The sequence below is a fragment of the Kitasatospora sp. NPDC059795 genome (assembly GCF_042732175.1).
GTDB lineage: Bacteria > Actinomycetota > Actinomycetes > Streptomycetales > Streptomycetaceae > Kitasatospora.
Map to the genome: position 1 here is coordinate 33,305 of NZ_JBHWID010000024.1, position 26,138 is coordinate 59,442.

General features: G+C 71.5%; 26 protein-coding genes and 1 pseudogene. 24 read left to right on the forward strand and 3 right to left on the reverse strand.

Annotation, left to right across the window (positions count from 1 at the left end):
• Positions 1 to 79: 79 nt before the first annotated feature.
• The 18 genes from proS (at position 80) to ACFV4P_RS32645 (ending at position 17,307) form a co-directional block, all read left to right on the forward strand.
• Positions 80 to 1,492, forward strand: a complete 1,413-nt coding sequence (proS, locus tag ACFV4P_RS32560; protein ID WP_380477111.1) for a proline--tRNA ligase — start codon at positions 80 to 82, stop codon at positions 1,490 to 1,492.
• A 425-nt stretch (positions 1,493 to 1,917) separates the two neighbouring features.
• The gene (locus ACFV4P_RS32565; protein ID WP_043916169.1) at positions 1,918 to 2,496 is read left to right on the forward strand and encodes a hypothetical protein; all 579 of its coding nucleotides are present in this window, start codon (positions 1,918 to 1,920) and stop codon (positions 2,494 to 2,496) included.
• A 436-nt stretch (positions 2,497 to 2,932) separates the two neighbouring features.
• The gene (gene rpsP / locus ACFV4P_RS32570) at positions 2,933 to 3,361 is read left to right on the forward strand and encodes a 30S ribosomal protein S16 (protein WP_043916170.1); all 429 of its coding nucleotides are present in this window, start codon (positions 2,933 to 2,935) and stop codon (positions 3,359 to 3,361) included.
• Between the two features lie 2 nt (positions 3,362 to 3,363).
• On the forward strand, positions 3,364 to 3,603 hold the full coding sequence (locus tag ACFV4P_RS32575; RefSeq protein WP_043916171.1) for an RNA-binding protein: 240 nt from the start codon (positions 3,364 to 3,366) through the stop codon (positions 3,601 to 3,603).
• A 162-nt stretch (positions 3,604 to 3,765) separates the two neighbouring features.
• Entirely contained in the window at positions 3,766 to 4,422 is a 657-nt protein-coding gene (rimM, locus tag ACFV4P_RS32580; RefSeq protein WP_380477112.1) for a ribosome maturation factor RimM, read from the forward strand.
• 5 nt (positions 4,423 to 4,427) lie between these two features.
• Complete coding sequence (gene trmD, locus ACFV4P_RS32585) at positions 4,428 to 5,246, forward strand: tRNA (guanosine(37)-N1)-methyltransferase TrmD (protein ID WP_380477139.1); 819 nt, start codon at positions 4,428 to 4,430, stop codon at positions 5,244 to 5,246.
• 156 nt (positions 5,247 to 5,402) lie between these two features.
• Positions 5,403 to 5,753 carry a 50S ribosomal protein L19 gene (gene rplS, locus ACFV4P_RS32590; protein WP_073813905.1) on the forward strand — a complete coding sequence of 117 codons (351 nt, stop codon included), beginning with the start codon at positions 5,403 to 5,405 and terminating at the stop codon, positions 5,751 to 5,753.
• Between the two features lie 64 nt (positions 5,754 to 5,817).
• Complete coding sequence (gene lepB, locus ACFV4P_RS32595; protein ID WP_380477113.1) at positions 5,818 to 6,729, forward strand: signal peptidase I; 912 nt, start codon at positions 5,818 to 5,820, stop codon at positions 6,727 to 6,729.
• Between the two features lie 79 nt (positions 6,730 to 6,808).
• On the forward strand, positions 6,809 to 7,798 hold the full coding sequence (gene lepB, locus ACFV4P_RS32600; RefSeq protein ID WP_380477114.1) for a signal peptidase I: 990 nt from the start codon (positions 6,809 to 6,811) through the stop codon (positions 7,796 to 7,798).
• Between the two features lie 205 nt (positions 7,799 to 8,003).
• Positions 8,004 to 8,927 (forward strand): signal peptidase I, encoded by a 924-nt coding sequence (lepB, locus tag ACFV4P_RS32605; protein WP_143200316.1) that lies wholly within the window; start codon positions 8,004 to 8,006, stop codon positions 8,925 to 8,927.
• 167 nt (positions 8,928 to 9,094) lie between these two features.
• The gene (gene lepB / locus ACFV4P_RS32610) at positions 9,095 to 9,844 is read left to right on the forward strand and encodes a signal peptidase I (protein ID WP_380477115.1); all 750 of its coding nucleotides are present in this window, start codon (positions 9,095 to 9,097) and stop codon (positions 9,842 to 9,844) included.
• Between the two features lie 70 nt (positions 9,845 to 9,914).
• Positions 9,915 to 10,388: an NUDIX hydrolase gene (locus tag ACFV4P_RS32615; protein ID WP_380477116.1), complete on the forward strand. Its 474-nt coding sequence runs from the start codon at positions 9,915 to 9,917 to the stop codon at positions 10,386 to 10,388.
• 56 nt (positions 10,389 to 10,444) lie between these two features.
• On the forward strand, positions 10,445 to 10,771 hold the full coding sequence (locus ACFV4P_RS32620) for a DUF2469 domain-containing protein (RefSeq protein ID WP_030458804.1): 327 nt from the start codon (positions 10,445 to 10,447) through the stop codon (positions 10,769 to 10,771).
• A 289-nt stretch (positions 10,772 to 11,060) separates the two neighbouring features.
• Complete coding sequence (locus tag ACFV4P_RS32625) at positions 11,061 to 11,531, forward strand: YraN family protein (protein ID WP_380477140.1); 471 nt, start codon at positions 11,061 to 11,063, stop codon at positions 11,529 to 11,531.
• 1 nt (position 11,532) lies between these two features.
• The gene (locus tag ACFV4P_RS32630; RefSeq protein ID WP_380477117.1) at positions 11,533 to 13,185 is read left to right on the forward strand and encodes a YifB family Mg chelatase-like AAA ATPase; all 1,653 of its coding nucleotides are present in this window, start codon (positions 11,533 to 11,535) and stop codon (positions 13,183 to 13,185) included.
• A gap of 73 nt (positions 13,186 to 13,258) precedes the next feature.
• A complete protein-coding gene (gene dprA / locus ACFV4P_RS32635) occupies positions 13,259 to 14,572 on the forward strand; it encodes a DNA-processing protein DprA (protein ID WP_380477118.1) in 1,314 nt (437 codons plus the stop codon).
• Between the two features lie 1,156 nt (positions 14,573 to 15,728).
• Positions 15,729 to 16,586, forward strand: coding sequence for an RNA polymerase sigma factor WhiG (gene whiG, locus ACFV4P_RS32640; RefSeq protein WP_380477119.1), 858 nt, complete (start codon positions 15,729 to 15,731; stop codon positions 16,584 to 16,586).
• A gap of 127 nt (positions 16,587 to 16,713) precedes the next feature.
• On the forward strand, positions 16,714 to 17,307 hold the full coding sequence (locus ACFV4P_RS32645; RefSeq protein WP_380477120.1) for a TetR/AcrR family transcriptional regulator: 594 nt from the start codon (positions 16,714 to 16,716) through the stop codon (positions 17,305 to 17,307).
• A 72-nt stretch (positions 17,308 to 17,379) separates the two neighbouring features.
• Here the strand turns inward: ACFV4P_RS32645 and ACFV4P_RS32650 are convergent.
• Positions 17,380 to 18,423: pseudogene (locus tag ACFV4P_RS32650) on the reverse strand (M23 family metallopeptidase); the annotation flags it as partial.
• 5 nt (positions 18,424 to 18,428) lie between these two features.
• Here ACFV4P_RS32650 and rpsB point away from each other — a divergent pair.
• The 6 genes from rpsB to rlmN all read left to right on the forward strand — a co-directional run bounded on the left by rpsB (position 18,429) and on the right by rlmN (position 24,173).
• Positions 18,429 to 19,328 (forward strand): 30S ribosomal protein S2, encoded by a 900-nt coding sequence (gene rpsB, locus ACFV4P_RS32655; RefSeq protein WP_380477121.1) that lies wholly within the window; start codon positions 18,429 to 18,431, stop codon positions 19,326 to 19,328.
• Positions 19,329 to 19,459: 131 nt separating this feature from the next.
• Positions 19,460 to 20,299 carry a translation elongation factor Ts gene (tsf, locus tag ACFV4P_RS32660; RefSeq protein WP_380477122.1) on the forward strand — a complete coding sequence of 280 codons (840 nt, stop codon included), beginning with the start codon at positions 19,460 to 19,462 and terminating at the stop codon, positions 20,297 to 20,299.
• A 284-nt stretch (positions 20,300 to 20,583) separates the two neighbouring features.
• A complete protein-coding gene (gene pyrH, locus ACFV4P_RS32665; protein ID WP_073813889.1) occupies positions 20,584 to 21,339 on the forward strand; it encodes a UMP kinase in 756 nt (251 codons plus the stop codon).
• Between the two features lie 81 nt (positions 21,340 to 21,420).
• Entirely contained in the window at positions 21,421 to 21,978 is a 558-nt protein-coding gene (gene frr, locus ACFV4P_RS32670) for a ribosome recycling factor (protein WP_380477123.1), read from the forward strand.
• A gap of 142 nt (positions 21,979 to 22,120) precedes the next feature.
• Positions 22,121 to 22,987: a phosphatidate cytidylyltransferase gene (locus ACFV4P_RS32675; protein WP_380477124.1), complete on the forward strand. Its 867-nt coding sequence runs from the start codon at positions 22,121 to 22,123 to the stop codon at positions 22,985 to 22,987.
• An 85-nt stretch (positions 22,988 to 23,072) separates the two neighbouring features.
• Positions 23,073 to 24,173 carry a 23S rRNA (adenine(2503)-C(2))-methyltransferase RlmN gene (rlmN, locus tag ACFV4P_RS32680; RefSeq protein WP_380477125.1) on the forward strand — a complete coding sequence of 367 codons (1,101 nt, stop codon included), beginning with the start codon at positions 23,073 to 23,075 and terminating at the stop codon, positions 24,171 to 24,173.
• 61 nt (positions 24,174 to 24,234) lie between these two features.
• Here rlmN and ACFV4P_RS32685 read toward each other — a convergent pair whose 3' ends face one another.
• Positions 24,235 to 25,374: a hypothetical protein gene (locus ACFV4P_RS32685; RefSeq protein WP_380477126.1), complete on the reverse strand. Its 1,140-nt coding sequence runs from the start codon at positions 25,372 to 25,374 to the stop codon at positions 24,235 to 24,237.
• Positions 25,375 to 25,386: 12 nt separating this feature from the next.
• Positions 25,387 to 26,094, reverse strand: coding sequence for an ABC transporter ATP-binding protein (locus tag ACFV4P_RS32690; RefSeq protein WP_380477127.1), 708 nt, complete (start codon positions 26,092 to 26,094; stop codon positions 25,387 to 25,389).
• Between the last annotated feature and the right edge of the window lie 44 nt (positions 26,095 to 26,138).

Here is a 26,138-nt window from a genome sequence, read left to right on the forward strand (position 1 = left end):
TGCTGCCGCCCTGTCCGCGGGCCGGGGCGGGGGAAAACGGATTCACGGTCGGGCCGCCGCTCCCCGTACCATTCGGCCCATGGCTAAGGCACCCGTTCTCACCCCCCAGGCGGAAGACTTCCCCCGCTGGTACCAGGACCTCATCAACAAGGCAGAGCTGGCCGACAACGGTCCGGTGCGGGGCACCATGGTCATCCGACCGTACGGCTACGGCCTGTGGGAGCGGATGCAGCAGGAGATGGACGCCCGGATCAAGCAGGCCGGCGCCCAGAACGCGTACTTCCCGATGTTCATCCCGCAGTCGTACCTGACCAAGGAAGCCGAGCACGTGGAGGGCTTCGCCCCCGAGCTCGCGGTGGTCACCCACGGCGGCGGCAAGGAGCTCGAGGAGCCGGTGGTCGTCCGGCCGACCTCCGAGACGATCATCAACGAGTACTTCTCCAAGTGGGTGCAGAGCCACCGCGACCTGCCGCTGCTGATCAACCAGTGGGCCAACGTGGTCCGTTGGGAGCTGCGCCCGCGCGTCTTCCTGCGCACCACCGAGTTCCTCTGGCAGGAGGGCCACACCGCCCACGCCACCTACGAGGACGCCCGCGCGTACGCCTCGCGGATCCACACGGACGTGTACGGCGACTTCATGACCAACGTGCTCGGCATCGACGTGGTGCTCGGTCGCAAGACCGCCAAGGAGCGCTTCGCCGGCGCGATCAACACCCTCACGCTCGAAGGCATGATGCGTGACGGCAAGGCGCTGCAGATGGGCACCAGCCACGAGCTGGGCCAGAACTTCGCCAAGGCCTTCAACACCACCTACCAGCTCCAGGGCGCCGAGCGCGAGTACGTCTGGCAGACCTCGTGGGGCGTCTCGACCCGCATGGTCGGCGGCCTGATCATGTCCCACGGCGACGACAACGGCCTGCGGGTTCCGCCGCGCCTGGCCGCCGTCCAGGTCGTGGTCCTGGCCATCAAGGGCGAGGACGCGGTGCTGGCGAAGGTCCGCGAGATCGGCGCCCAGCTGGAGGCCGTGGGCGTGCGCGTCGTCGTCGACGACCGCACCGACACCCCGTTCGGCCGCCGCGCCGTCGACTGGGAGCTCAAGGGCGTGCCGCTGCGCATCGAGGTCGGCCCGCGCGACCTGGAGGCCGGCACCGCGATGCTGGTCCGCCGGATCGCCGGCGGCAAGGCGCCCGTCCAGGTCGACTCGCTGGCCGCGATCGTCCCCGGCATCCTCGAGGAGGACCAGGAGCAGCTGCTGCGCGAGTCCCGCGAGCGCCGCGAGTCGCGCACCGTCGACGTCAAGACCATCGACGAGGCCGTCGAGGCCGCCGCCACCGGCTGGGGCCGGATCTCCTGGGCCGAGCTCGGTCCGGAGGGCGAGGCGAAGTTGGCCGAGCAGGGCGTGTCGGTGCGCTGCATCGTCGCCGCCGACGGCTCCGTGCCGGCCGCCGACGACCAGGAGGGCAACGTCGCCCTGGTCGCCCGCGCGTACTGATCCGATCTTCGGGCAGCGTCCCCGGGCTTCGGCCCGGGGGCCCTGTGCGGAGCGTGATCACCGCAGTGAGCTGCGAAGCTCCCGAACGGGCCGGGTGAAACGTTAACCCCCGTTCGCATACCGGTAGTTGAAACTACTGCCCAGTCAACTCCCGGCGGTACCTGACAAGCGGTACGGTATACGGCCCGTGGCCCTGTCAATTTTCGGACAGTGTCGCGGGCCGTCCGCCGTGGGGATGTTGGGCTCCGCGACGGGTGCCGAGAGCCCCGGCGATCCCGCCGGGTCCAAACGTGCAGGGGGTTGGTCTTGCGTCAGTCCGGAACCGCGCAATTCGTGCGCGGAAGTGCATTCCTGAGAGTCCGCTGGGAATTCCCGAACCACCGGGTCCGGCGGAACATCGGCTCTCTCCCCATCGTTGGTACAGCGTGAGCACGACACAGCCCCTCGTCCTTGCGGCCGAACTGGCCGCCGCCTGGAGCGACATCCAGGCCCACCACCGGGACCTGCCCGACCTGGCGTCTCCCGAGGCGCTGATCGGCGAGTCCTCGTCGGCCTGCGGCACCCGACTCAACTTCGAGCGCCTGCTGCACGAGGCCGCGCACGGCCTGGCTGCCGCCCGGGAGATCCGCGACACGTCGCGGGCCGGGCGCTACCACAACCGCCGCTTCCTGCTGCTCGCCTCCGAGCTGGGCCTGGCCCACCCGGTCGAGCCGCACGCCAGCAGCGGGTTCTCCCAGGTGACGATGGGTCACGAGACCCGCGAGCGCTACGCCGAGACCATCGAGCGGCTCGACCGCGCGCTGGGCGCGCACCAGCTCGCCGTCGCCGGCGAGGGCAACCACCGCGCCTTCCGCGGACCGGCCGCCCGGCACGGTTCCTCGGGCGGCGGCGTGCGGGTCAAGGCGGTCTGCGGCTGCGGTCGCAACGTCCGCGTCGTCCCGTCGGTGCTGGCGCAGGCGTCGATCGTCTGCGGCGCCTGCCAGCAGCCGTTCAAGATCGCTTGATTCCGGGCCGCGGGCGGGGTGCCCGCGGACCTGGCCACGAGTCGGCCGGCCCCTTCGGGGGGCGGTCGACATCACTTTTTCCGGGCCCTTTCCGGAGCTTTCTTCCAGCGCCTTCTTCTACCGCCTTCTTCCAGCGCCTACTTCCGGGGTCTTCTTCCGGGGTCTTTCCGGGCTCTTCCCGGCTTCCTTCCGTGCTCGCGTCGGGCATGTTCCGGGCTTCTGGCGGGCTCCTGCAGGGCTCGCTCGGGGGCTCGTTCGGGGCGAGGGCGCGGTTCGGGGGTATCCGCGATGTGGCAGAATGGACAGCTGAGTACTCGGCAGCCAGGCAGGACCCTCTCTCCTAACGGCTGGCGTGTCCCTTGAACGGCACCTCGCGCCGCAGCCCCACGCGGCGGAGCGCTGCTCACCCACGTCAAAACCAGGAGAATCCACACCCGTGGCTGTCAAGATCAAGCTGAAGCGTCTGGGCAAGATCCGCTCCCCGCACTACCGCATCGTCGTCGCCGACTCGCGCACCAAGCGTGACGGCCGCGCGATCGAGGAGATCGGCATCTACCAGCCGACCTACAACCCCTCGAAGATCGAGGTCGACGGCGACCGCGCCCAGTACTGGCTGTCCGTCGGCGCCCAGCCGACCGAGCCGGTGCTCGCCATCCTCAAGCTGACCGGCGACTGGCAGAAGTTCAAGGGCCTGCCGGCTCCGGAGCCGCTGAAGGTCGCCGAGCCCAAGGTCGAGGACTTCTCGCACCTGTTCGCCAAGGCCGTCGCCGGCTTCGAGGACGCCACCACTGGTGTCGCCATCACCCCGAAGGCCAAGAAGTCGGACAAGGCTGACGAGGCCGAGGCCGCTTCCACCGAGGCCTGAGCATGATCGAGGAAGCCCTCGACCACCTGGTGAAGGGCATCGTCGAGCACCCCGACGAGGTGCAGGTCCGCTCGCGGAACCTGCGTCGCGGTCACACCATCGAGGTGCGGGTGCACCCCGACGACCTCGGCAAGGTGATCGGCCGGGGCGGCCGCACGGCTCGCGCACTGCGCACCGTGGTCGGCGCCCTCGGCGGTCGCAATGTCCGGGTCGACCTGGTCGACGTGGACAGCATTCGCTGACCTCCGCGATCGACCGGCAACGTCAATCGACAGGTCGACCACCGGGTTTCCGGACCGGCCGGGACGCATCCGTCCCGGCCGGTCCTTCCCGTTTTCCGGGTTCTTCCGAACCCTCACCATCACGCTCGCCTCACCCAGGCTGATCTCAGGAGAACGATCACCGTGCAGCTCGTCGTCGGCAAGATCGGCCGCGCCCACGGCATCCGAGGGGACGTCAGCGTCGAGGTCCGCACCGACGAGCCGGAACTGCGGCTCGGACCCGGCGCGGTCCTCCTCACCGACCCGGCCGGCATCGGACCGCTGACCGTCGAGTCCGGAAAGGTGCACAGCGGACGCCTGCTGCTGCGCTTCGCCGGAGTGAAGGACCGCACCGCCGCCGAGGCGCTGCGCGGCACCTTCCTGATCGCCGAGGTCGACCCGGAGGAGACTCCCGATGACCCCGACGAGTACTACGACCACCAGCTGATCGGCCTGGACGTCGTCCTCACCGACGGCACCCTGATCGGCGAACTCACCGAGGTGGTCCACCTTCCGTACCAGGACCTGCTCACCGTCCAGCGCCCCGACGGCACCGAGGTGCTGATCCCGTTCGTCGAGCAGATCGTTCCCACCATCGACCTGGACGAGCAGCGCGCCGTGATCACCCCGCCGCCCGGCCTGATCGACCCCGTCGACGCGGTCGACGCGGTGGTCGCCTCGTCGCGCGAGGAGGGCTCCGCCGGCGCCGCTGACGGTTCCGAAGGGCCTGAGGGCTCTGCGGGGTCCGAGGACTCTGAGGGCTCCGACAGCTCCGAGGGTGCGGCCGGGGGTGCGGCGTGACCGACATGCGGATCGACGTCGTCACGATCTTCCCCGAGTACCTGGAGCCGCTGAACGTCTCGCTGGTCGGCAAGGCGCGGGCCCGGGGCCAGCTCGACGTGCACCTGCACGACCTGCGGCAGTGGACCACCGACATCCACCGCACCGTGGACGACACCCCGTACGGCGGTGGCCCCGGCATGGTGATGAAGCCCGAGCCGTGGGGCGCGGCGCTGGACTCCGTCCTTGCCGCCGGACCCGAGGGCGAGGTGCCGACCCTGGTGGTGCCCACTCCCAGCGGCCGGCCGTTCACCCAGGAACTCGCCCAGGACCTGGCGTCCCGCAGCTGGCTGGCTTTCGCGCCCGCCCGCTACGAGGGCATCGACCGGCGGGTCATCGAGGAGGCCGCGACCCGGATGCCCGTGGTCGAAGCCTCCATCGGCGACTACGTGCTGGCCGGCGGCGAGGTCGCCGTGCTGGTGATGGTCGAGGCGATCGCCCGGCTGCTGCCCGGCGTCCTCGGCAACGCCGAGTCGCACCGGGACGACTCCTTCGCCCCCGGCGCCATGGCCGATCTGCTGGAGGGCCCGGTGTACACCAAGCCCGCCGAGTGGCGCGGCCGCGAGGTGCCGGAGATCCTGCTGAGCGGCCACCACGGGAAGATCGCCCAGTGGCGGCGCGAGCAGGCCTTCGCCCGTACCCTCGCCAACCGGCCCGACCTGGTCGCCCGCTGGCCGCGCGACGCGTTCACCAAGAAGGAACGCGAGGCGCTCAGCGTCCTCGGCCTGGCCTGGGACGACTCCGCCGGCCGATTTCGGTCTGCGGTAGAGCCTGTGGAAGAATAGGCGACTGTTGTCTGTCGCCCGGCTCCCCTCCGTGGGAGTCAGTGGACCGGTGCCCCCGCCACGGGGGGTTCACCGCCAGCCGAAGCGGCCCACAGCACCAACCATTTGAGACGAATTTCCGTGGGCGGCCCGTGGCGCCTGCGATGGAGAGCAACGATGAGCAACAAGCTCGCTGCTGTCGACGCGGCCTCGCTGCGTACCGACATCCCCGCCTTCCGCTCCGGCGACACCCTGAAGGTGCACGTCCGAGTCATCGAAGGCAACCGCTCGCGCGTCCAGGTCTTCCAGGGCGTTGTCATCCGTCGTCACGGCGCCGGCATCGGTGAGACCTTCACCGTTCGCAAGGTCAGCTTCAACGTCGGTGTCGAGCGCACCTTCCCGGTGCACACCCCGATCGTCGAGAAGATCGAGGTCGTGACCCGTGGTGCGGTCCGCCGCGCCAAGCTGTACTACCTGCGTGACCTCCGCGGCAAGGCCGCGAAGATCAAGGAGAAGCGCGACGCGTGATCGCGCAGGCTCGACGGGGAAGGCCCTCCGACCGGCTTAGACCGGGAGGATAAGCTCACCCCCGATGAGCACGCACGAGCCACCGACGGACCGCGACGGCAGTCCCGCACCCACGGGTACGGACACACCGGCGCGGTCCGTTGCCGTTTCCGGGCCGGACCTGGACGCCGGGGGTGGCGTCGGGGGCACCGAGGGCGCCGAGGGCACCGGCGGTGCCGGCGGTGCCGGTAGTGCCGACGGTGTCGGTGGTGCCGGTGAGGTCTCGGGTGACGCGGGCGGCGACGAAGCCGCCGGCGACGAGGGCACCGGTGGGCGGCGGTGGTCGCGGGACCTGCTGTGGATCGGCGCGGTGTGCGTGGTCGTGCTGCTGCTGGTGAACGCCTTCGTGGCCCGTCCCTTCGCGGTGCCCTCGGGCTCCATGGAGGGGACGCTGCGGCCCGGTGACCGCGTCCTGGTCAACCAGCTCGCCTACGCCTTCGGCGGGCACCCCCAGCGGGGCGACGTGGTGGTTTTCGACGGCATCGGCTCCTTTCTGCCCTACCGGGACGAACCGTCCGGGGTGAAGCGGTTCCTGAGCGGGGCCGGGCTGGCCCCGGCCGGTGACACGGTCTACGTGAAGCGGGTGATCGGCGTGGGCGGCGACCGGGTCACCTGCTGCGGCTCCGACGGCCGCCTCCGGATCAACGGAGTCCCGCTGGACGAGAGCGACTACCTGCTCCCCGGCGACGCACCGTCGGCGGTACCGTTCGACATCGTGGTTCCTTCCGGCAAGTTGTGGGTGATGGGAGACCACCGCAGCGCGTCCCGCGACTCCCGGGACCACCTTGGAGAGCCCGGAGGCGGCACCGTGCCCGTGGACCGGGTGATCGGACGCGCCGACTGGCTGATGTTCCCCCTTGACCGGACGACCTCGCTCGACCGGCCGGCGGCATTCGCCGCGATTGAGGGGACCGGTGGCCATGGGGAGCAGAGGTAGACCCCGGGCCGCCACCGACGGCACGGCGGGCACCGGGGGCCGCCCCGACCACGACTCGCCCCAGGAGCCGCCGGAATCCGTGTACCTGCCCGACCCTGCTCCCGAGGACTCCGGCGGAGTCGACGACGCCGACAGGACCGGTGGGGTCGGGGGCACGGCCGAGGACGGCGGGGTGGAGGGCGCGGCCGAGGACGGTGGTGACGGCGCCATGGGCGGCCGGCCCGGGAGGGGCCGCGCCGAGCGGCGGCGCACTGCCAAGCGGGTCGCGCGCCGTGGTCGGCACTCCTTTCTTCGCGAGTTGCCGGTGATCGTGCTGGTGGCGCTGGTCATCGCCGTGGTGCTGAAGACCTTTCTGGTCCAGGTGTTCGTCATTCCCTCCGGTTCGATGGAACCGACCCTGCAGGTCGGTGACCGCGTGCTGGTGGACAAGCTCACCCCGTGGTTCGGCTCGGAGCCGGAGCGCGGCGAGGTGGTGGTCTTCAAGGACCCGGGCGGCTGGCTTGAGAACGACCGCACGTCGTCCCCCGACGGGTCCGTGCTGCACCGGGCGAAGTCGGTGTTCTCCGCGGTGGGACTCCTTCCTTCCGACGACGAGCGGGATCTGATCAAGCGGGTGATCGGTGTCGCCGGCGACACCGTGGAGTGCTGCGACGCCCAGGGCCGACTGAGCGTGAACGGCACCCCGGTGGACGAGCCGTACATCGCGCCGGGCAACGTGCCGTCGCGGATCACCTTCAAGGTGACGGTTCCTCAGGGCCGGATCTGGGTGATGGGGGACCACCGCGATCTGTCCGCGGACTCCCGCTACCACATGGGCAATCCGGGTTCCGGGACCGTGCCGGTGGGGAACGTGGTCGGCCGTGCGTTCGTGGTCGCATGGCCGCTCTCCCACTTCGGTCAACTGGGTGTTTCCGATTCACTCTCCTCTCTGCCGGTGCGAGTGGCAGGATCATCCGCCGTTGGGCCGATTCCTGCGGAACCCCCGCTCGTTATGGGTGTGTTGGGCGTCCTCCCGGTCGTTGTTCGGCGGTGGAGAGCGCGCCGTCGGGCCGGGCCGATGGCTGACTGATGTTCCGGTCGGCGCGTGGAAACACGGGCTGGCCGACCGGGAGTGATAGAGAAGTGCTGAAGTGCTCGGTTCCGGCCTGGTGTCGGGCGTGCCCGAGTAGGGCAAGCCAGAGGCGGGTTTTCGATCGATCGCAGAGTGTGGTGCCCGCTGTGCGGCACTGGTGAGCGCGGGCGCGCAGGCGTCCGCACAGCAGGGAGGAGATGTCGTGGGGGATCTGGTGATCGGTGCCCGCTCAGGTGCTCCGGAGCCCGACGGTGAGCCTTCGGGCAATGCCGAGGGCCGGCACGTGGAGGACGGTGACGCCCTGCGGGCGGCCGAGTCCGACGCGGCGGAGGAGGGCGATTCGGAATCGTCGGGCAGGGCCAAGAAGGCTCCCAAGCAGCGCTCCTTCTGGAAGGAACTGCCGATCCTGGTCGGCATCGCCCTGATCCTGGCCCTGGTGATCAAGACCTTCTTCGTCCAGGCGTTCTCGATTCCGTCGGGTTCGATGGAGAACACGCTGCAGGTCGGCGACCGCGTGCTGGTGGACAAGCTCACCCCGTGGTTCGGCTCGGAGCCGGAGCGCGGTGAGGTGGTGGTGTTCAAGGACCCGGGCGGCTGGCTGAACGACGAGCCCGCCCAGCGCAGCAGCAACTCCTTCGTGCGTGGCATCCAGGACGTCTTCAGCTTCATCGGGCTGATGCCGTCCAGTGACGAGAAGGATCTGATCAAGCGCGTCATCGCGGTCGGCGGCGACACCGTCGAGTGCCAGGGGTCCGGCCCGGTCAAGGTGAACGGCCTCGCGCTCGACGAGCCGTACATCTTCGCCGGCAACACCCCGTGCGGGGAGAAGCCGTTCGGTCCGGTGAAGGTGCCGGACGGTCGGATCTGGGTGATGGGCGACCACCGCGCCAACTCCCTGGACTCCCGGTACCACATGGACCAGCCGGGCGGCGGCACCGTGCCGGTCGGAAACGTCGTCGGCCGCGCGTTCGTGGTGGCCTGGCCGATCGGTGACTGGGCGACGCTGCCCGTCCCCGACACCTTCGACCAGAAGGGTCTGGCGGCCGGCGGGCCGCTCGCCCCGCCGCTGGCCGGTGCGGCCCTGGCTGCCCCCGCCGTGTGGTGGGTGCGCAAGCGCCGTCGCTGACCGGTCGCATCCTGTCCGCGACCGACTCTTGCGCGGGCCGTGGTACTCGTGAGTAGTCTGCTCGCACGTGCCACGGCCCGCAGTGCTGTCCAGCCCAGGACAGCGAGGGCCGGGCCGGCAGCGAGCGCTCGCCCGGAGCGCGTGAGCGCCAGGAGAGGGCGAAGCCGATGAGCAGCGTCGCGGAGCGGACACCGCCCACCGAGGCCCGACCGGCTCGCCGCCGGAGTTCGGCGTCGATCGTGCAGGGCCTGGTGATCGCGATCGGATTCGTGATGCTTGTCGGGGGTTTCGCGGTGCTCGCCGTCCAGTACCGGCCCTACAAGATCCCCACCGGGTCGATGTCCCCCACACTGCAGATCGGCGACACCGTCCTCGCCCACACCGCCGACGGGAAGTCGATCGGACGCGGCGACATCGTGGTCCTCCAGGACTCGGACTGGGGCAACGCCACCCTGGTCAAGCGGGTGGTCGCGGTCGGCGGCGACACCGTCTCCGGCGACCGCGAGGGGCGGATCACCGTCAACGGCCACCGGGTGGAGGAGCCGTACCTGGCGAAGGCCACCGTGCTCACCACCGAGTTCTCGGTGACGGTGCCCGAGGGGCGGCTGTTCCTGCTCGGAGACTTCCGCGGGAACTCGTTGGACTCGCGCAGCCACCTGGACGTGGCCTCCGGCTCCGTTCCCGCCTCCGCGGTGAAGGCGAGAGTCGAGGCGGCGATCCTGCCGATGTCCCGGGCAGGGCTGGAGGGGCGCACCACAGCCTTCGACGAACTGGGTGCGCCGCGTGCGCACCAGGCGGGCGCACTGCTGCCCGCCGCCTGGACGTCGGTCGGCGGGGCGGCCCTGATCGTGCTCGCCTCGGCGGCGGGCTGGGCGGTCTCGCTGGGCCGCAAGCTGCAGGGGCGGCGGAAGGCCTGAACCGGGGGCCGGCGGCACCCCGGGGCCGGCCCGGAAACGCGCGCAGAACCTCAGGACGGAGCTGAACCAGGTGGCGGTCGAGCGTCGCAGAGCCGTTCGCGTGCTGCTGCTGGATCCGGACGGGCGCGTCCTGCTGCTGCACGGGATCGACCCGGCCACGCCGGGCGCCGAGTGGTGGATCACGCCGGGCGGCGGCATCGAGCCGGGCGAGAGCCCGGTCGAAGCAGCCCGGCGCGAACTCGGCGAGGAGATCGGGCTGACCGAGGTGGAGTGGGGACCGCTGGTTGCGTACGGCACGGTGGAGTTCTCCTTCCGAGGCAGGGACTACGAACAGGAACAGTGGTTCCACCTGGCCCGCACCGGTCGGCGCGCGGTGGCACTGCGCCAGAGCGGAGCGGAGGAGCATGCGCTGCTGCTGGGCCTCCGCTGGTGGACGGCGGGGGAGTTGAGGACCACTGCGGAGACCGTGTACCCGCGCGGACTGGCCGCGTTGATCGAGCAGGTTGTGGCGGAAGGACCGCCAGAACCGCCAGTACGGCTCTGAGCACTGGCCCGGTGGTCCACAATGGGGTGGACGTGACGAGTGAGGGGACGCTTGGAATGAGTGCCGAAGACCTCGAGAAGTACGAGACCGAGATGGAGCTCAAGCTCTACCGGGAGTACCGGGATGTCGTCGGCCTGTTCAAGTACGTGATCGAGACCGAGCGGCGTTTCTATCTGACGAACGACTACGACCTGCAGGTGCACTCGGTGCAGGGCGAGGTGTTCTTCGAGGTGTCGATGGCGGATGCGTGGGTCTGGGACATGTACCGACCGGCCCGGTTCGTTCGTAAGGTCCGCGTGCTGACTTTCAAGGACGTGAATATCGAGGAGCTGGCGAAGAGCGATCTCGAGCTGCCCTCGGACGACTCCGCATTCGGGAACTGACCGCTCTGCGGTTGAACGGCCGGCCCGGGAGCGCCCCGGGCCCGACCGCCCGGGGTGGGCGAGGAACGGCGCGGCCGACCGCGCCCTTCCCCCGAGCGGCCGCACCGTAATGACCTGCGGCGATGCCCGGGCCACCGAGACTGGTCGCTGAGATCTCCGGTTGTCCAGCGCATTTTTGGATTTGTCACTCGGGCGAGCGACCTGAGTTATCCACAGGCCCGAGTTATCCACAGGTCCGGCGATTTCGGTGGCCCACTTCCCGGCCGTGGCGGCAACCTTCCGGCCGGAGGTGATTGCCGTGCAGAATCCCAACAAGATTTCCACCAGCGGCCTCGGACGCTACGGCGAGGAGGTCGCCGCCCGCCGGCTCGCGGAGGGCGGGCTTTGCATCCTGGAGCGCAACTGGCGTTGCGCCGAGGGCGAGCTCGACATCGTCGCGCTGGACGGGGACACCCTCGCGGTGTGCGAGGTGAAGACCAGGTCCGAGCGCGGCTTCCAACAGCCGTCCGAGGCGATCGACCGGACCAAGGCCGACCGACTGCGCCACCTTGCCGAACGGTGGCTCGCCGAACGCTGGCCGATGCACTTCTCCCGACTGGCACTGGCTGCCGAACTGGGCGACGACGGCGAACCGCCGGACGAAGTCGCGGCCACCGGTCCGGCACCCCCGCCGCCGGGCGGAGTCCGCATCGACCTGGTCGCCGTGGTCAACCCCCTCAGGGGCGCCGCCGCGGTCGAGCACCTGCGCGGGGCGGTGTGAGATGGCCTTCGCCCGTACCTGCTCGGTCGCCCTGGTCGGGGTGGACGGCGTCGTGGTCGAGGTACAGGCCGACCTCGAACCCGGACTCGCTGCCTTCAGCCTGGTGGGCCTCGCCGACAAGGCCCTCCTGGAAGCTCGCGACCGGGTCCGCGCAGCCGTCTCCAACAGCGGTGAGAAGTGGCCGCTGCGCAAACTGACCGTGGGCCTCACCCCGGCCTCCGTACCCAAGAGCGGCAGCGGGTACGACCTGGCCGTCGCCTGCGCCGTACTGGCGGCCGCCGAACGGCTCGACCCCGCGTCGATCGACGGCCTGCTGATCATCGGCGAGCTCGGACTGGACGGCCGGGTACGCCCGGTGCGCGGCGTCCTGCCCGCAGTACTCGCCGCGGCGGACGCCGGCTACCGCCAGATCGTGGTCGCCGAACAGACTGCTGCCGAGGCCGAGTTGGTGCCGGGCGTCTCCGTCCTCGGGGTGCGAACCCTGCGCCAACTCATCGCGATCCTCACCAACGCCCCCGTCCCCGACGAACCGCCCGACCCGTCCACCGGCCGCCCCGACTCCTCGTTCGCCGGACTCCTGCTCCCCGGGCTCGGCGTCCGCGACGTCACCTCGGACCAGGCCTGCCGACCCGACCTCGCCGACGTGGCCGGGCAGCACGAAGCCAGACAGGCCCTGGAGATCGCCGCAGCGGGCGGCCACCACCTGTACCTCAAAGGGCCGCCCGGAGCCGGCAAGACCATGCTGGCGGAACGGCTCCCCGCCCTGCTCCCGCCGCTCACCCAAGCCCAAGCCCTCGAAGTGACCGCGATCCACTCCGTGGCCGGCCTCCTGCCACCCGACCGCCCACTGATCGACACCCCGCCCTACTGCGCGCCGCACCACTCGACCACCATGCCCGCCATCGTGGGCGGCGGGACGGGACTGCCCCGACCCGGCGCCGTCTCCCTCGCCCACCGCGGCGTGCTCTTCCTCGACGAGGCACCCGAATTCCCGGCCCGGGTCCTCGACGCCCTGCGCCAACCCCTCGAATCGGGAGAGGTGATGATCGCCAGAGCCGCAGGCTCGATGCGGCTGCCCGCCCGCTTCCTGCTCTGTCTGGCCGCCAACCCCTGCCCCTGCGGCCGCTATTCGTTGAGAGGAGAAGGCTGCGAATGCACACCCGTCATGGTCAACCGCTACCAGGCAAGACTGTCCGGGCCGTTGCTCGACAGAGTGGACCTCCAGGTTCAGGTCTCCGCGGTCAGCAGAGCCGAGCTGATGCAGCACGGAGCAAAGGCCGAGAGCACGGCCACGGTCGCCGAACGCGTACGGGAAGCCCGCGACCGAGCCGCCGCTCGCCTCGCCGACACCCCGTGGCGGACGAACGCCGAAGTGCCCGGGCACGAACTGCGCACGCGCTGGCAACTCGCACCCGGCTCGCTCGCCGACGCCGAGCGTGACCTCGACCGCGGCCTGCTCACCGCACGAGGCCTCGACCGGATCCTCCGCGTCGCCTGGACGGTCGCCGACCTCGCCCGCCGGCCTCGCCCCACCCGCACCGACGTCCAGACCGCGCTCACCCTCCGCACCGGAGTCCAGCGCGTCACCCGCCCGACCGACCGCCGGCCCGACCCGCACTACGACACGGATGTCGACCCGGGAGGCGAACTCTGACCGCCCGTCACCCGGCACCGAACCGCCTGCTCACCGAACCGCCCGCCCACCGAACCACCGCTGGAGAATGTCCATGACCGCAGCACTTCCCACGCCCCAACAGCATGCCGCCCCCACCGCCACGACGAGCCGGCACTGCACCGCCGAACCGGCCACCGCGAGTCATTCCACTCGCACGGGCGCGGCGCGGGGCGACCCGCGAGCCATCCGCCCCACCAGGTGGGCCGCGGCGGCGACCACGCCGGACCCGCCCGAGCCCGATCGGGTGGCCAGGGCGGCGCTCACCCGGCTGATCGAACCGGGCGACGCAGCCATCGGCCGGGCGATCCAACGCCTCGGCGCGGTCGGCCTGGTGCAGGGCTTCTACCACGGAGCATCGCCGAACCGGCTGGGGCTGGGAGCAGACCGGATCGCCGCCTACCAGGAGAGGCTGCGAAAGTTCAACCCGGCCACGGACCTCGAACGAATCGCCAAGCTCGGTGGGAAGTTCATCATTCCGGGCGACACCGAGTGGCCCTCACAGCTGGACGACCTCGGAGACGGCCGCCCGGTCGGACTGTGGATCCGGGGCCGGCCGGGGCCACGACTTCCCTCGCTGCGCCTGCTGGCACTGAGGTCGGTCGCCATCGTCGGATCCCGGGCCTGCACCGCCTACGGGCGGCACATCGCCGGCCAACTCGGCTCCGAACTGGCCGAGCGCGGTTGGGTGGTGGTCTCCGGAGCGGCGTACGGAGTCGACACGGCGGCCCACCTGGGCGCGCTGGCCGTCAACGGGATGACGATCGCGGTCCTGGCCAGCGGCGTAGACATCTGCTACCCGCGCGGGAACGAGTCACTGATGGCCCGGATCGGGGACGCCGGGCTGCTGGTGAGCGAACTGGCGCTCGGGATGAACCCGACCAGGTTCAGGTTCGTGCTGCGGAACCGCGTGATAGCGGCGCTCACCCGAGGCACTGTCGTGGTCGAGGCGGCGCCGCGCAGTGGAGCGCTCAGCACCGCGCGACGCGCCCTGGACCTCCACCGGCACACGATGGGCGTCCCGGGCCAGGTGACGTCCGAACTCTCCGCAGGAGTCCATGCGTTGATCAGGAGCGGCGCTGCGACGCTCGTCACCAACGGTGCCGAGGTGGGCGAGTTGATCGGCTCCATCGGCGACGACCTGGCACCGGAGCGAGCCGGCCCGATCCTTCCGCGCGACGCGCTGGCACCGCCCGTGGCCCGCGTGCTGGAAGCGGTGCCGGCGAGCGCGGACGGCGCGCCGGTGCAGCGACTCGCCCAGTACGCCGCGCTCTCCGACCAGGAGACCGTGCACCACCTGCACGAGCTGAGCTCGCTTGGTTTCGTCGAGCGGCACGGGGCGCATTGGAGGCTGGTGCGACGCAAGTGATCGGATCTGCGCAACAGCGGACACGGAAAGTCGACCGAACGGAGCACGCCGTCAACAGGAAGGAACCCCAGGTGAGTTGAGAGCAGCGCCGAAGCGGCCGAGCCCGGGTGGGCGACAACGGTGAACCAGTGTGACGCGGAGGCTCCGACGTGTCGGGAGAGGTCTGCGCTGGTCGGCGGCCCGGCGGGGACGGCGCACTCGGCGGCCGGTCGGGGCGCGTTCCGCGACGCGCCGGTGAAGCCCGCCACTGCCACCGGATCGGGGGACGCCCGAGTGGCGGTAGCACTGTGCAGCTACGTGGTCACGCTACGCTCCCTTATGGCGTCCCTATCAGCACATGACTCGGCAGAACGGCGCAGACCAACGCATGCCCACTCACATTCCCGGACACAGGGTGACCGGTGACGGTCGGTCCTCGGACGGGACGGGGGCCGAGACCCGCAACGCCGCGGAGCTGCGGGCCAGGCCCTCGGGAGTCGTGGGAATGACGAGGTCGGGCACCCCCCCGACCGCGACCCCACAGTCCCAGGCCCGTCCCGCCTCGCCCTCGCCCCTTCCCCGTCCCCCCGTCCCCCAGGGGCCGTCGGACCGGCAGTCCTCGACGCGCCCACCCGTCGAGCGCCACGGCCAACTGCTGCCCTGCCCACAGACAGGGCCGTCGAGCTCCGCGGCCAGACCCCGGCCGCGCACCGAGGAGCCCGACGGTCCACCGAGCGGGTCGGCACCGTTCGGCGGGCCGCGCGCCGAACAGCCGGGCGCCGACCGCCCGGGCGACGGCGGGCCGCCGTTCGGGCGGACCGCAGCCGACGAACCAGCGGAGAGCGCCTCCGCCGCCGAGGCGGCGGCCTCGAACGGTCGGGCGGTGCGTGGTCAGTCCAGGCGCGGCGCGCGGTCGAAGGTGAAACCGGGCGAGCCTCCGGTCCGGAGCTCGCAGGTTCGCAGGCAGGCGAACGGCCCGGAGGCGGAACGTTCCGTGGAGACGCCCGCCCCGGCACCGGAGACGGAGACGGAGCCGGAGCCGGAAGGCGACGCGTCGCAGCCCGGGCCGTCGGTCGGTCCGCCGTCGGTCGGTCCGTCGCCGGTCGGCCCGCCGTCGGTCGTGCTGCCCGGGCCGGCCGCGGCACCGACGCCCGCGTCCGTGCCTGCGCCCGCGTCCGTGCCTGTGCCCACTCCCGCGCCCGCAGCGGGTGTCGCGGAGGGCCGGACGGAGAACCCGAGCGGGGGAGGGGAGCGGGGCGGGGCGAAGGGCAGCGACCAGTCGGCGCTGAAGGCGCTGTGGCGCTCGTACAAGGAGACGGGGGACCAGGGGCTGCGCGACCAGCTGATCCTGCACTACTCGCCGCTGGTGAAGTACGTCGCGGGGAGGGTCGGGGTCGGGCTGCCGGCCAATGTGGAGCAGGCGGACTTCGTGTCCTCCGGGGTGTTCGGACTGATCGACGCCATCGAGAAGTTCGACATCGATCGGGCGATCAAGTTCGAGACCTACGCGATCAGCCGGATCCGCGGCGCGATCATCGACGAGCTGCGGGCGCTGGACTGGATCCCGCGGTCGGTGCGGCAGAAGGCGAAGGCGGTCGAGCGGGCCTACGCCACCTTGGAGGCCCGGCTGCGGCGGACGCCGCACGACCCCGAGGTCGCGGCGGAGATGGGCATCGCGTTGGACGAACTGCACACCATCTTCAGTCAGCTGTCGCTGGCCAACGTGGTGGCGCTCGACGAACTGCTGCACTCGGCGGGCGAGGGCGGCGACCGGCTGACCCTGATGGAGACGCTGCCGGACAACGGCGCCGACAACCCGGTCGAGATCGCCGAGGACCGCGAGCTGCGCCGCCTGCTGGCCTCTGCGGTCAACACCCTGCCCGAGCGGGAGAAGACCGTGGTGACGCTCTACTACTACGAGGGCCTGACGCTCGCCGAGATCGGCCAGGTGCTCGGGGTGACGGAGAGCCGGGTCAGCCAGATCCACACCAAGTCGGTGCTGCAACTGCGGGCGAAGATGTCGGACGTCCGCTGAGAGCGGGCCACGACGCGACGGTCGACGGGTCGGCGGGTGCGCGGTGTGCGCCCCCGTCGGCCGTCGGCGTCCGTAGAGTTGGTGCGTGCCGAAAATCCGGGCGGCCACGGTGGCCGAGCATCGACAGTTGCAGCAGGCAGCACTGTTGGACGCTGCGCGCGTCCTGTTGGCCGAAGGCGGCAGGGAGGCGCTGAACTTCGGCGCCCTCGCTGCGCGCACCGGCCTGGCGAGGTCCTCGGTGTACGAGTACTTCCGGTCCAAGTCGGAGCTGGTGGAGGCGCTCTGCGCGGTGGACCTTCCGCTGTGGGCCGCCGAGATCGAAGCCGGCATGGCTGCCTGTGACGGCGCGGCCGAGCGGATCGAGGCGTACGTCCGGGGCCAGTTGGCGCTGGCCACCGACCCGGTGCACCGCGCCCTGGTGGCCGTCGCCGAGTACGAACTCGACGATGCCGCGCGGGCGCGGATCAGGGCCGCGCACACCGGTCTGACCGCGATGGTGGTGCACACCCTGGAGGAGCTCGGTCACGCCAGGCCGGCCGTCGCCGCCTCGCTGCTCCAGGGCGTGGTGGAGGCGGCGGTCCGCCAGATCGAGCGGGCCAGGGAGGCCGCCGACGGGACGGAGATCGCCGACACGGCGGTGCGGTTCGCGCTGGACGGTCTCCGGTCCGGCGCCGTCGCTGCGCCCCAGGTCGAGCCGGAGCCCGGTCCGGCCCCGGGCTGATCCGGCGGCGGGGCCGTCGAGCGGCAGCAGCCGGGCGCGGCCGGTGCCGAGCAGGGCGAGCGGGTCGAGGTAGCGGGCGCCGCGGAGCAGGCCCCAATGCAGGCAGTCGACAGGACAGTGCCCGGAGTCGCCGGTCAGCTCGCCGATCCGGTCGCCCGCCGCGACCGCGGTGCCGACCGGGACGGACCCGGCGACCGGAAGGTAGCTGGTCCGCAGCGGGGGAGTGCCCGAGCCGGGGTGGGTGATCACCACGACCGGACGCCCGGCCACCTGCCCGGAGAACGTCACCACACCGGGCGCGGCCGCCCGCACCGTCGCCCCGGCCGCAGCCGCCAGATCCACGCCCCGGTGCCCGGCAGCCCAGCGCGCCGGAGGCGGGTCGAACCGCCGCAGCAACCCGGACCGGTCACCGACCGGCCACACCCGCCCCGGCCCGGGGGGAGACACCGACACCGCCGCAGGCCCCACGGCGGCCACCACCGCCGTCGGACGCTCGACCGCACCCGCACCCGCACCCGCACCCGCACCCGCACCGGCGAGCACCGGGGCGACCAGCGCGACCGCCAGTGCCACCCCCACCCGAAACGCCCCGACCAGCCCCACGTCGACCCGACCTCCTCCCTCGCACGGCGAACACGGCGCACACCACGACAAGCCCGCTCGGCGGGCGCGTCCCCCACCATGGAGGCCGGACCGCCCGTAGCACCCGCCGATTCCGGAAGCTGTGGACAAACCCCGGGCTGTGGACAACTGCCGTCCCCCGCAGGGGTGAACGCCGGTCGCCGGGCCGCCCGCAGCGGTGCTGAACAGGGCGGCGGGACCGCACGGAGTCGCCCGCCGCTCGGGGCTTCCCGTACACTTCACACGCGACCCGGTCTGCCGGGTCGACTTCGCACGCCCCGCCACCAACGGCCGCCCCTCCGGGAACGGTCGCACGGTGCGAGTGCCGCTCGGTCCGCCGAGCCTGCCGAGGCCGCAAGCCCCGAGCAGGCCAAGCGGCTTGGCACGTCGGGGCGTCAGGCGTGGCGGTCGCCCGACCGACACGGACAACCGAGAGCCCCGGCACCCCGCAGAGCGCACCTGCCTCGCGGCGCGCCGGGCGACACAGAGGAGCACGGCACATGGCCGTCGTCACGATGCGGGAGCTGCTGGAGAGCGGCGTCCACTTCGGTCACCAGACCCGTCGTTGGAACCCGAAGATGAAGCGCTTCATCTTCACGGAGCGCAACGGCATCTACATCATCGACCTCCTGCAGTCGCTGAACTACATCGACCGCGCCTTCGAGTTCGTCAAGGAGACCGTTGCCCACGGCGGCAGCGTCCTCTTCGTCGGCACCAAGAAGCAGGCCCAGGAGGCCATCGCCGAGCAGGCGACCCGCGTGGGCATGCCGTACGTCAACCAGCGCTGGCTGGGTGGCATGCTGACCAACTTCTCGACCGTCTACAAGCGTCTGCAGCGCCTCAAGGAGCTCGGCGAGATCGACTTCACGGATGTGGCCGGCTCGGGCCTCACCAAGAAGGAGCTCCTGGTCCTCCAGCGCGAGTACGACAAGCTGGAGAAGACCCTCGGCGGTATCCGCGACATGCAGCGCGTCCCCAGCGCTGTCTGGATCGTGGACACCAAGAAGGAGCACATCGCGGTCGGCGAGGCCCGGAAGCTCAACATCCCGGTCGTCGCCATCCTCGACACCAACTGTGACCCGGACGAGGTCGACTACAAGATCCCGGGCAACGACGACGCGATCCGCTCCGTCACCCTGCTGACCCGCGTGATCGCCGACGCCGTCGCCGAGGGCCTGAAGTCCCGCGCCGGTGTCGCCAAGGGCGACGCGAAGGCCGAGCCGGGCGCCGACCAGCCGCTGGCCGCCTGGGAGAAGGAGATCCTCGAGGGCGAGAAGGCCGCCGAGGCCCCCGCTGCCGAGGCCCCCGCCGCCGAGGTCGAGGCCGCCGAGGCCCCCGCCGCCGAGGCTGCTGTCGAGGCCCCGGCCGAGGCTCCGGCCGCCGAGGCCGACCAGGCCTGACGTACCACCAGGGTGAGGGGCACCGGCCGGGCTGAGCCGGTGGGTGCCCCTCTCTCCCGTGCCGAGGCCCACAACCCTGGGCCCCGGCACTTTCCCACGCAGACACGCGAGACGTGAGAAGAGATCACACCATGGCGAACTTCACCGCCGCGGACGTCAAGAAGCTCCGTGAGCTCACCGGCGCCGGCATGATGGACTGCAAGAAGGCCCTGGACGAGGCCGAGGGCAACGTCGAGAAGGCCGTCGAGCTCCTTCGCATCAAGGGCCAGAAGGGCGTTGCCAAGCGCGAGGGCCGCGACGCCTCCAACGGTGCCGTCGCCGCGCTGATCGCCGAGGACAAGAAGTCCGGCGTCCTGGTCGAGCTGAACTGCGAGACCGACTTCGTCGCCAAGGGTGGCAAGTTCGTCGAGGTCGCCAACGCGATCGCCGCGCACGTTGCCGCCACTTCCCCGGCCGACCTGGACGCCGCCCTGGCCTCCGAGATCGCCGCGGGCCAGACCGTCCAGCAGTTCGTGGACGAGGCCAACGCGACCCTGGGCGAGAAGATCGTCTTCCGTCGCTTCGCCCAGTTCGACAACGACGGCTTCGTCGCGGTCTACATGCACAAGTCGGACCCGGACCTGCCGCCGACCATCGGTGTCCTCGTCGAGCTCGACAAGGAAGACGCCGAGACCGCCAAGGACGTCGCGCAGCACATCGCCGCGTTCGCGCCGAAGTACCTCTCCCGCGAGGAGATCCCGGCCGAGGAGCTCGAGAACGAGCGCCGCGTCGCCGAGGCCACCGCTCGTGAGGAGGGCAAGCCCGAGGCTGCCCTGCCGAAGATCGTCGAGGGTCGCGTCACCGGCTTCGTCAAGGAGAACTCCGTCCTGGAGCAGGCGTTCGCCAAGGACAACAAGAAGTCCGTCGCCAAGGTCCTCGACGAGGCCGGCGTCACCCTCAAGCGCTTCGTTCGCTTCCGCGTCGGCGCCTGAGACCGTTCCGCGCAGCTCCTCCCGCCAGGACCGGCCCCGAGCCGGACATAAGGTAGGAGAGCGCCCGTCCGCAGGGACGGTGGAACGCGCCGATCGCGCCCTCCAGTACCCCATGAGGGCGGCGTCGGCACCATGAACGACGAGGAGGCCATTGCCGTGCAGGAGACCGTACCGGTTCCCGCGGCAGTGGCCTCCTCTCGTGTACACGGCACCGGGCCCGCACGCCCGGTGGCGTGAGTAGCACTTGCAGATCTGCTGACCAGCAGGCGGAGAAGGGAAAGTCCATGCAGGAGACGCAGGAGACCGCACCGGACGGCACCCGCCGCCGGGTACTGCTCAAGCTGTCCGGCGAGGCGTTCGCCGGCGGAGGCGGCCTCGGCGTCGACCCGGACGTGGTGCACGCCATCGCCCGTGAGATCGCCACGGTGGTCCGCGCGGGGACGGAGGTCGCCATCGTGATCGGCGGCGGCAACTTCTTCCGCGGCGCCGAACTTCAGCAGCGCGGCATGGACCGGGCCCGCTCCGATTACATGGGCATGCTGGGCACCGTGATGAACTGCCTCGCGCTCCAGGACTTCCTGATCAAGGAGGGCATGGAGACCCGTGTGCAGACCGCCATCACCATGGGTCAGGTCGCCGAGCCGTACCTGCCGCTGCGCGCGATCCGGCACCTGGAGAAGGGCCGCGTGGTGATCTTCGGCGCGGGTATGGGCATGCCGTACTTCTCCACCGACACCACCGCCGTCCAGCGCGCGCTGGAGATCCACGCCGACGTCCTGCTGATGGGCAAGAACGGCGTCGACGGCGTCTACGACTCCGACCCGCGCAGCAACCCGGCCGCGGTCCGGTTCGACTCGCTGGACTACACCGAGGTGATCTCCCGCGACCTGAAGGTTGCCGACCTGACCGCGATCACCCTGTGCAAGGACAACGGTCTGCCGATCCTGGTCTTCGAACTGCTCGCCGAGGGCAATATCGCCCGTGCGGTCAAGGGTGAGAAGATCGGCACACTCATCAGCGAGGACTCCGCCCGGGCCTAGGCGTCGGGGGCACCGAGCAGCAACAGCCGTCCGGGGCACCGGTACGGGACAACAGCAGATGAACCGGACAGGGAGCACACAGTGATTGACGAGACCCTCCTCGAGGCCGAGGAGAAGATGGAGAAGGCCGTCGCGGTCGCCAAGGACGACCTCGCCGCCATCCGCACCGGCCGTGCACACCCGGCGATGTTCGCCAAGATCGTCGCGGAGTACTACGGCACCCTGACGCCGATCAACCAGCTGGCCTCGTTCTCCGTTCCGGAGCCGCGGATGGCCATGGTCACCCCGTTCGACAAGACCGCGCTGAAGGCCATCGAGACCGCGATCCGCGACTCGGACCTGGGCGTCAACCCGTCGAACGACGGTTCCGTCATCCGGGTGGTGCTGCCGCAGCTCACCGAGGAGCGCCGCCGCGAGTACATCAAGCAGGCCCGCGGCAAGGGCGAGGACGCCAAGGTCTCGGTCCGCTCCGTCCGCCGCAAGGCGAAGGACGCGATCGACAAGCTGGTCAAGGACAAGGAGATCGGCGAGGACGACGGCCGCCGCGGCGAGAAGGAGCTCGACGACCTGACCGCCAAGTTCGTGGCGCAGATCGACGAGCTGCTCAAGCACAAGGAAGCCGAGCTGCTGGAGGTCTGACCCCAGACCCTCGCGCGTACGCCCCGGACCGGCGGTTCATCCGCCCGGCCCGGGGCGCGGCTCGACCCGGGCCGGCACCAAACGGGTCACTCGCGGCGGCCTCCGGTATGGCGAAGGGGGCGGCGCGGCACAGACTCAGTTCATGCCCCCCGCCCAGGAGACCTCCGTGGCCCAGACCGAACAGCAGCCCCGCAAGCCGCGCGGCGGCCGCAACCTGCCCGCCGCGATAGGTGTGGGAGTCGGCCTCGGGGCGGTGATCGCGGCCTCGCTGTTCGTGGTCAAGGCAGTCTTCATGGTGGTGGTGGCCGCCGCCGTCGCCGTCGGCATTTGGGAGCTCACCAGCCGGCTCGCCGAGCGCAAGGACATCCACGTCCCGCAGATCCCGCTGCTGGTCGGCGGCGTCGGCATGGTGGTGGCCGGCTACTTCGAGGGCGGCCAGTGGGCGGCGGCGATCCTGGCGCTCACCGGGCTGGCGATGATGGTCGCCCGGATGGCCACGCCGCCGGAGAACTACCTGCGCGACATAACGGCCGGCGTGTTCACGGCCTTCTACGTGCCGTTCCTGGCGACCTTCGTCGCGCTGATCCTGGCCGCCGACGACGGCGCCTGGCGGATCCTGCTGTTCCTGGTCGTCACCATCTGCTCGGACACCGGTGCGTACGCCGTCGGCTACAAGTTCGGCCGCACCAAGCTCGCCCCGACCATCAGCCCCGGCAAGACCCGCGAGGGCCTGGCGGGCGGCATCGGCCTGTCGATGATCGCCGGCGCGCTGCTGATGCACTTCCTGATCGACGGCGGCTCCTGGTGGCAGGGCCTGATCCTGGGCGGCTGCGCGGCCGTCGTCGCGACCCTCGGCGACCTCGCCGAGTCCATGATCAAGCGCGATCTCGGCATCAAGGACATGGGCACCCTGCTCCCCGGCCACGGCGGCATCATGGACCGCCTGGACTCGCTGCTCCCGACCGCCCCGGTGGTCTGGCTGCTGCTGACGGTCTTCGTCGGCAACTGACGGGCGCCCGACCGGTACGGCCTCCGATTCGGGGGCCGTTCGCCGTTTATGGGGAGGTTCCGCGGTCTGCGACACTGGACGGACCATGCCTAAGCCCGGAGAACTGACCTTTGTCGCGCCGCGCGGCGCCAAGCCCCCGCGACACCTTGCCGACCTCAGCCCTGCCGAGCGCAAGGAGGCCGTCGCCGAGCTGGGCGAACAGCCGTTCCGCGCGAAGCAGCTGTCGAACCACTACTTCGGCCGGGTCTCGAACGACCCGGAGAGCTGGACGGACATTCCGGCGGCCAGCCGGGGCAAGCTGACCGAGGCGCTGCTGCCCGAGCTGATGTCGGTGGTGCGGCACGTGTCGTGCGACGACGACGAGACCCGCAAGACGCTGTGGAAGCTCTTCGACGGGACGCTGGTCGAGTCGGTGCTGATGCGGTACCCGGACCGGGTGACGATGTGCATCAGCTCGCAGGCCGGCTGCGGCATGAACTGCCCGTTCTGCGCGACCGGCCAGGCCGGGCTGACCCGGAACCTGTCGACCGCCGAGATCGTCGAGCAGATCGCCGCCGGCATGCGCGACCTGAAGTCCGGTTCGGTGCCCGGTGGCGAGGCGCGGCTGTCGAACGTCGTGTTCATGGGCATGGGCGAGCCGCTGGCGAACTACAACCGCGTGCTGTCGGCGATCCGCCGCCTCACCGACCCGGCGCCGGACGGCTTCGGGCTCTCCCAGCGCGGCATCACGGTCTCCACCGTCGGCCTGGTCCCGGCCATGCACCGGTTCGCGGACGAGGGCCTGAGCTGCCGCCTGGCGCTGTCGCTGCACGCCCCGGACGACGAGCTGCGGGACGAGCTGGTCCCGGTGAACACCCGGTGGAAGGTCGCCGAGGTGCTGGACGCCGCGTGGAACTACGCGGAGAAGTCCGGCCGTCGGGTGTCGATCGAGTACGCGCTGATCAAGGACATCAACGACCAGGCGTGGCGGGCGGACCTGCTCGGCCGGCTGATCAAGAACCAGCGGGTGCACGTGAACCTGATCCCGCTGAACCCGACGCCGGGTTCGAAGTGGACGGCCTCCCGCCCGGAGGACGAGCGCGAGTTCGTCCGCCGGCTGCAGGCGCACGGTGTGCCGACCACCGTCCGCGACACCCGCGGCCAGGAGATCGACGGCGCCTGCGGCCAGCTGGCCGCGGCGGGCTGAGGCCCCGACTTCCCCGGACTCCCCGGTGGCTCCCGCGAGGGAACCGCCGGGGAGTTCTGCGTCAGCGCAGCGGGCAGAGTGCCAGCGTCAGGCCGCCGGTGACCAGCAGGACGGTGCCGGCGGCCAGGGCGCGCAGGGCGAGGGTGCCGGTGAGCAGGCCGGGCGGGGTGCCGAGGCGGTCCAGGGCGGCGAGGGCGGGGCGGCGGTCGGCGCGCAGTTCGAGCAGGCGGGCGGCGAGCGCGGCGACGGCGCAGGCCAGGATCAGCAGCCCCTCGACCAGGGTGAGCGCGGGGACGTCGGTGTCGGTGCGGGCCCAGCTGCGGCCGGCCACCAGCAGCAGCGCGGCGATCGCGGTGAGCACGGCCAGCGGCGTGCCGAGGCGGTGCGCCTGGGCGGTGAGCGCGCGGCCGGCCAGCAGGCGCAGCGGCGCGGGCCGGCGGATCACCATCAGCCGCCCGGTGAGGGCGAGCAGCGGGCCGGTCCACAGGGCGAGCGCGAGGGCGGCGAGCGTCCAGCCGGCCAGCAGGGCGGGGCTGGTGGCGGGGAGGCCGCCGGGCAGGTCGAGGGTGCGTTCGGCGTCGGTGGCACCGGGCCGCAGTCCGTACAGTTCGAGGCCGATCCCGGCGAGCAGCACGGGTGCGGGCAGGGCGAGCCGTCGGGCGCTCCAGCCGGGCCGGGCGGTTTCGGCGCGGCGGCCGGGCAGGCTGTCGGGGAGCCGGACGGCACAGGCCGCGGCGACGCCGGCGACCAGCGTGGGGACGGCGAGCAGGGCGACCGGCGCGGCGGCGGGCAGCGGGACGCCCATGCCGATGTCGGCGGCGAGCGAGGGCCCGGCGATGTCGTTGCGCAGCACCAGGAAGAGCAGCAGGGTGAGGCCGGAGCCGAGGGCGCAGGCGAGGGCGATCTCGCCGGCGATCAGCAGCCGGATCCGGCGGGGTCCGGCGCCGGCGGCGGCGAGGCCGGCGATCCGCTCGGGGTGCTGGGCGGGGACGGCGCGGGCCGCGACGGCGGCGAACCAGGCGACGGCGGCCAGCGGGGGCAGGCACCACAGCAGCCGGTCGGTGCCGCCGGCGGGTTCGGCCAGGGCCCGGCCGAGGGCGCGCAGCAGGAAGGCGGCGACCACGGCGGCGGCGCCGGTGGTGAGCAGCCAGCGGGCCAGGTCGAGGGCGCGGTAGCCGCGGGCGAGTCCGAGGTAGTACACGTCGAGACCCTCTCAGCGCCCGGCGGGGACGGCGGCGGTCTCGGCCGCGATCCGGCCGTCGACCAGGTGGACGGTGCGGTCGGCGAAGCGGGCGAGCTCCGGGTCGTGGGTGGCGAGGACCAGCGTCAGTCGGTGGGAGCGGGCGGCGCTGGTCAGTATCCGCAGGACCTGTTCGCGGGCGTCGCGGTGCAGCGGTGCGGTGGGGTCGTCGGCGAAGACCACGGGTGGTTCGGGGGCGAGGGCCCGGGCGACGGCGATCCGCTGGCGGAGGTCCTGCGGGAGGTCGGCGGGCCGGAGCTTCGCGCAGGCGGCGACGTCGAGGCGTTCGAGCCATTCGACGGCGGCGCGGTGGGCGGCCCGGTGGCCGGCACCGGCCAGCAGCAGCGGCAGGGCGACGTTCTCACGGGCCGTCAGTTCCGGCACCAGGTGCGGTTCGGAGCCGACCCAGCCGAAGCGTTCGCGGCGCAGTCGCTCCCGGCCGGCCCGGTTGAGGGTGTGCACGGGGGCGCTGTGGAACCAGACCTCGCCCTCGTCGACCGCGAGTTGGGCGGAGAGGCAGCCGAGCAGGGTGGACTTGCCGGAGCCGCGCGGGCCGGTGACGGCGAGCATCTCGCCCTCGCGGATGCGCAGGGAGACGCCGCGCAGTGCGGGGCTGCCGTGATGGGACTTGACGATCCCTCGGGCCCAGAGCACGTCGTTGTCGGGCGGGGCCGATGACATGTGATCCATCCAGGTGCCGACGGGGATATGACAGTCGTCAGATT

Bases quoted from the DNA above. Each gene is read 5' to 3' on its own strand.
- rlmN (WP_380477125.1), top strand. From the start codon at position 23,073: ATGCCTAAGCCCGGAGAACTGACCTTTGTCGCGCCGCGCGGCGCCAAG.
- tsf (WP_380477122.1), top strand. From the start codon at position 19,460: ATGGCGAACTTCACCGCCGCGGACGTCAAGAAGCTCCGTGAGCTCACC.
- dprA (WP_380477118.1), top strand. From the start codon at position 13,259: ATGACCGCAGCACTTCCCACGCCCCAACAGCATGCCGCCCCCACCGCC.
- ACFV4P_RS32690 (WP_380477127.1), bottom strand. From the start codon at position 26,094: ATGTCATCGGCCCCGCCCGACAACGACGTGCTCTGGGCCCGAGGGATC.
- ACFV4P_RS32575 (WP_043916171.1), top strand. From the start codon at position 3,364: ATGATCGAGGAAGCCCTCGACCACCTGGTGAAGGGCATCGTCGAGCAC.
- pyrH (WP_073813889.1), top strand. From the start codon at position 20,584: ATGCAGGAGACGCAGGAGACCGCACCGGACGGCACCCGCCGCCGGGTA.
- lepB (WP_380477115.1), top strand. From the start codon at position 9,095: ATGAGCAGCGTCGCGGAGCGGACACCGCCCACCGAGGCCCGACCGGCT.
- lepB (WP_380477113.1), top strand. From the start codon at position 5,818: ATGAGCACGCACGAGCCACCGACGGACCGCGACGGCAGTCCCGCACCC.
- ACFV4P_RS32675 (WP_380477124.1), top strand. From the start codon at position 22,121: ATGCCCCCCGCCCAGGAGACCTCCGTGGCCCAGACCGAACAGCAGCCC.
- trmD (WP_380477139.1), top strand. From the start codon at position 4,428: ATGCGGATCGACGTCGTCACGATCTTCCCCGAGTACCTGGAGCCGCTG.
- rplS (WP_073813905.1), top strand. From the start codon at position 5,403: ATGAGCAACAAGCTCGCTGCTGTCGACGCGGCCTCGCTGCGTACCGAC.
- ACFV4P_RS32630 (WP_380477117.1), top strand. From the start codon at position 11,533: ATGGCCTTCGCCCGTACCTGCTCGGTCGCCCTGGTCGGGGTGGACGGC.
- ACFV4P_RS32620 (WP_030458804.1), top strand. From the start codon at position 10,445: ATGAGTGCCGAAGACCTCGAGAAGTACGAGACCGAGATGGAGCTCAAG.
- rpsB (WP_380477121.1), top strand. From the start codon at position 18,429: ATGGCCGTCGTCACGATGCGGGAGCTGCTGGAGAGCGGCGTCCACTTC.
- proS (WP_380477111.1), top strand. From the start codon at position 80: ATGGCTAAGGCACCCGTTCTCACCCCCCAGGCGGAAGACTTCCCCCGC.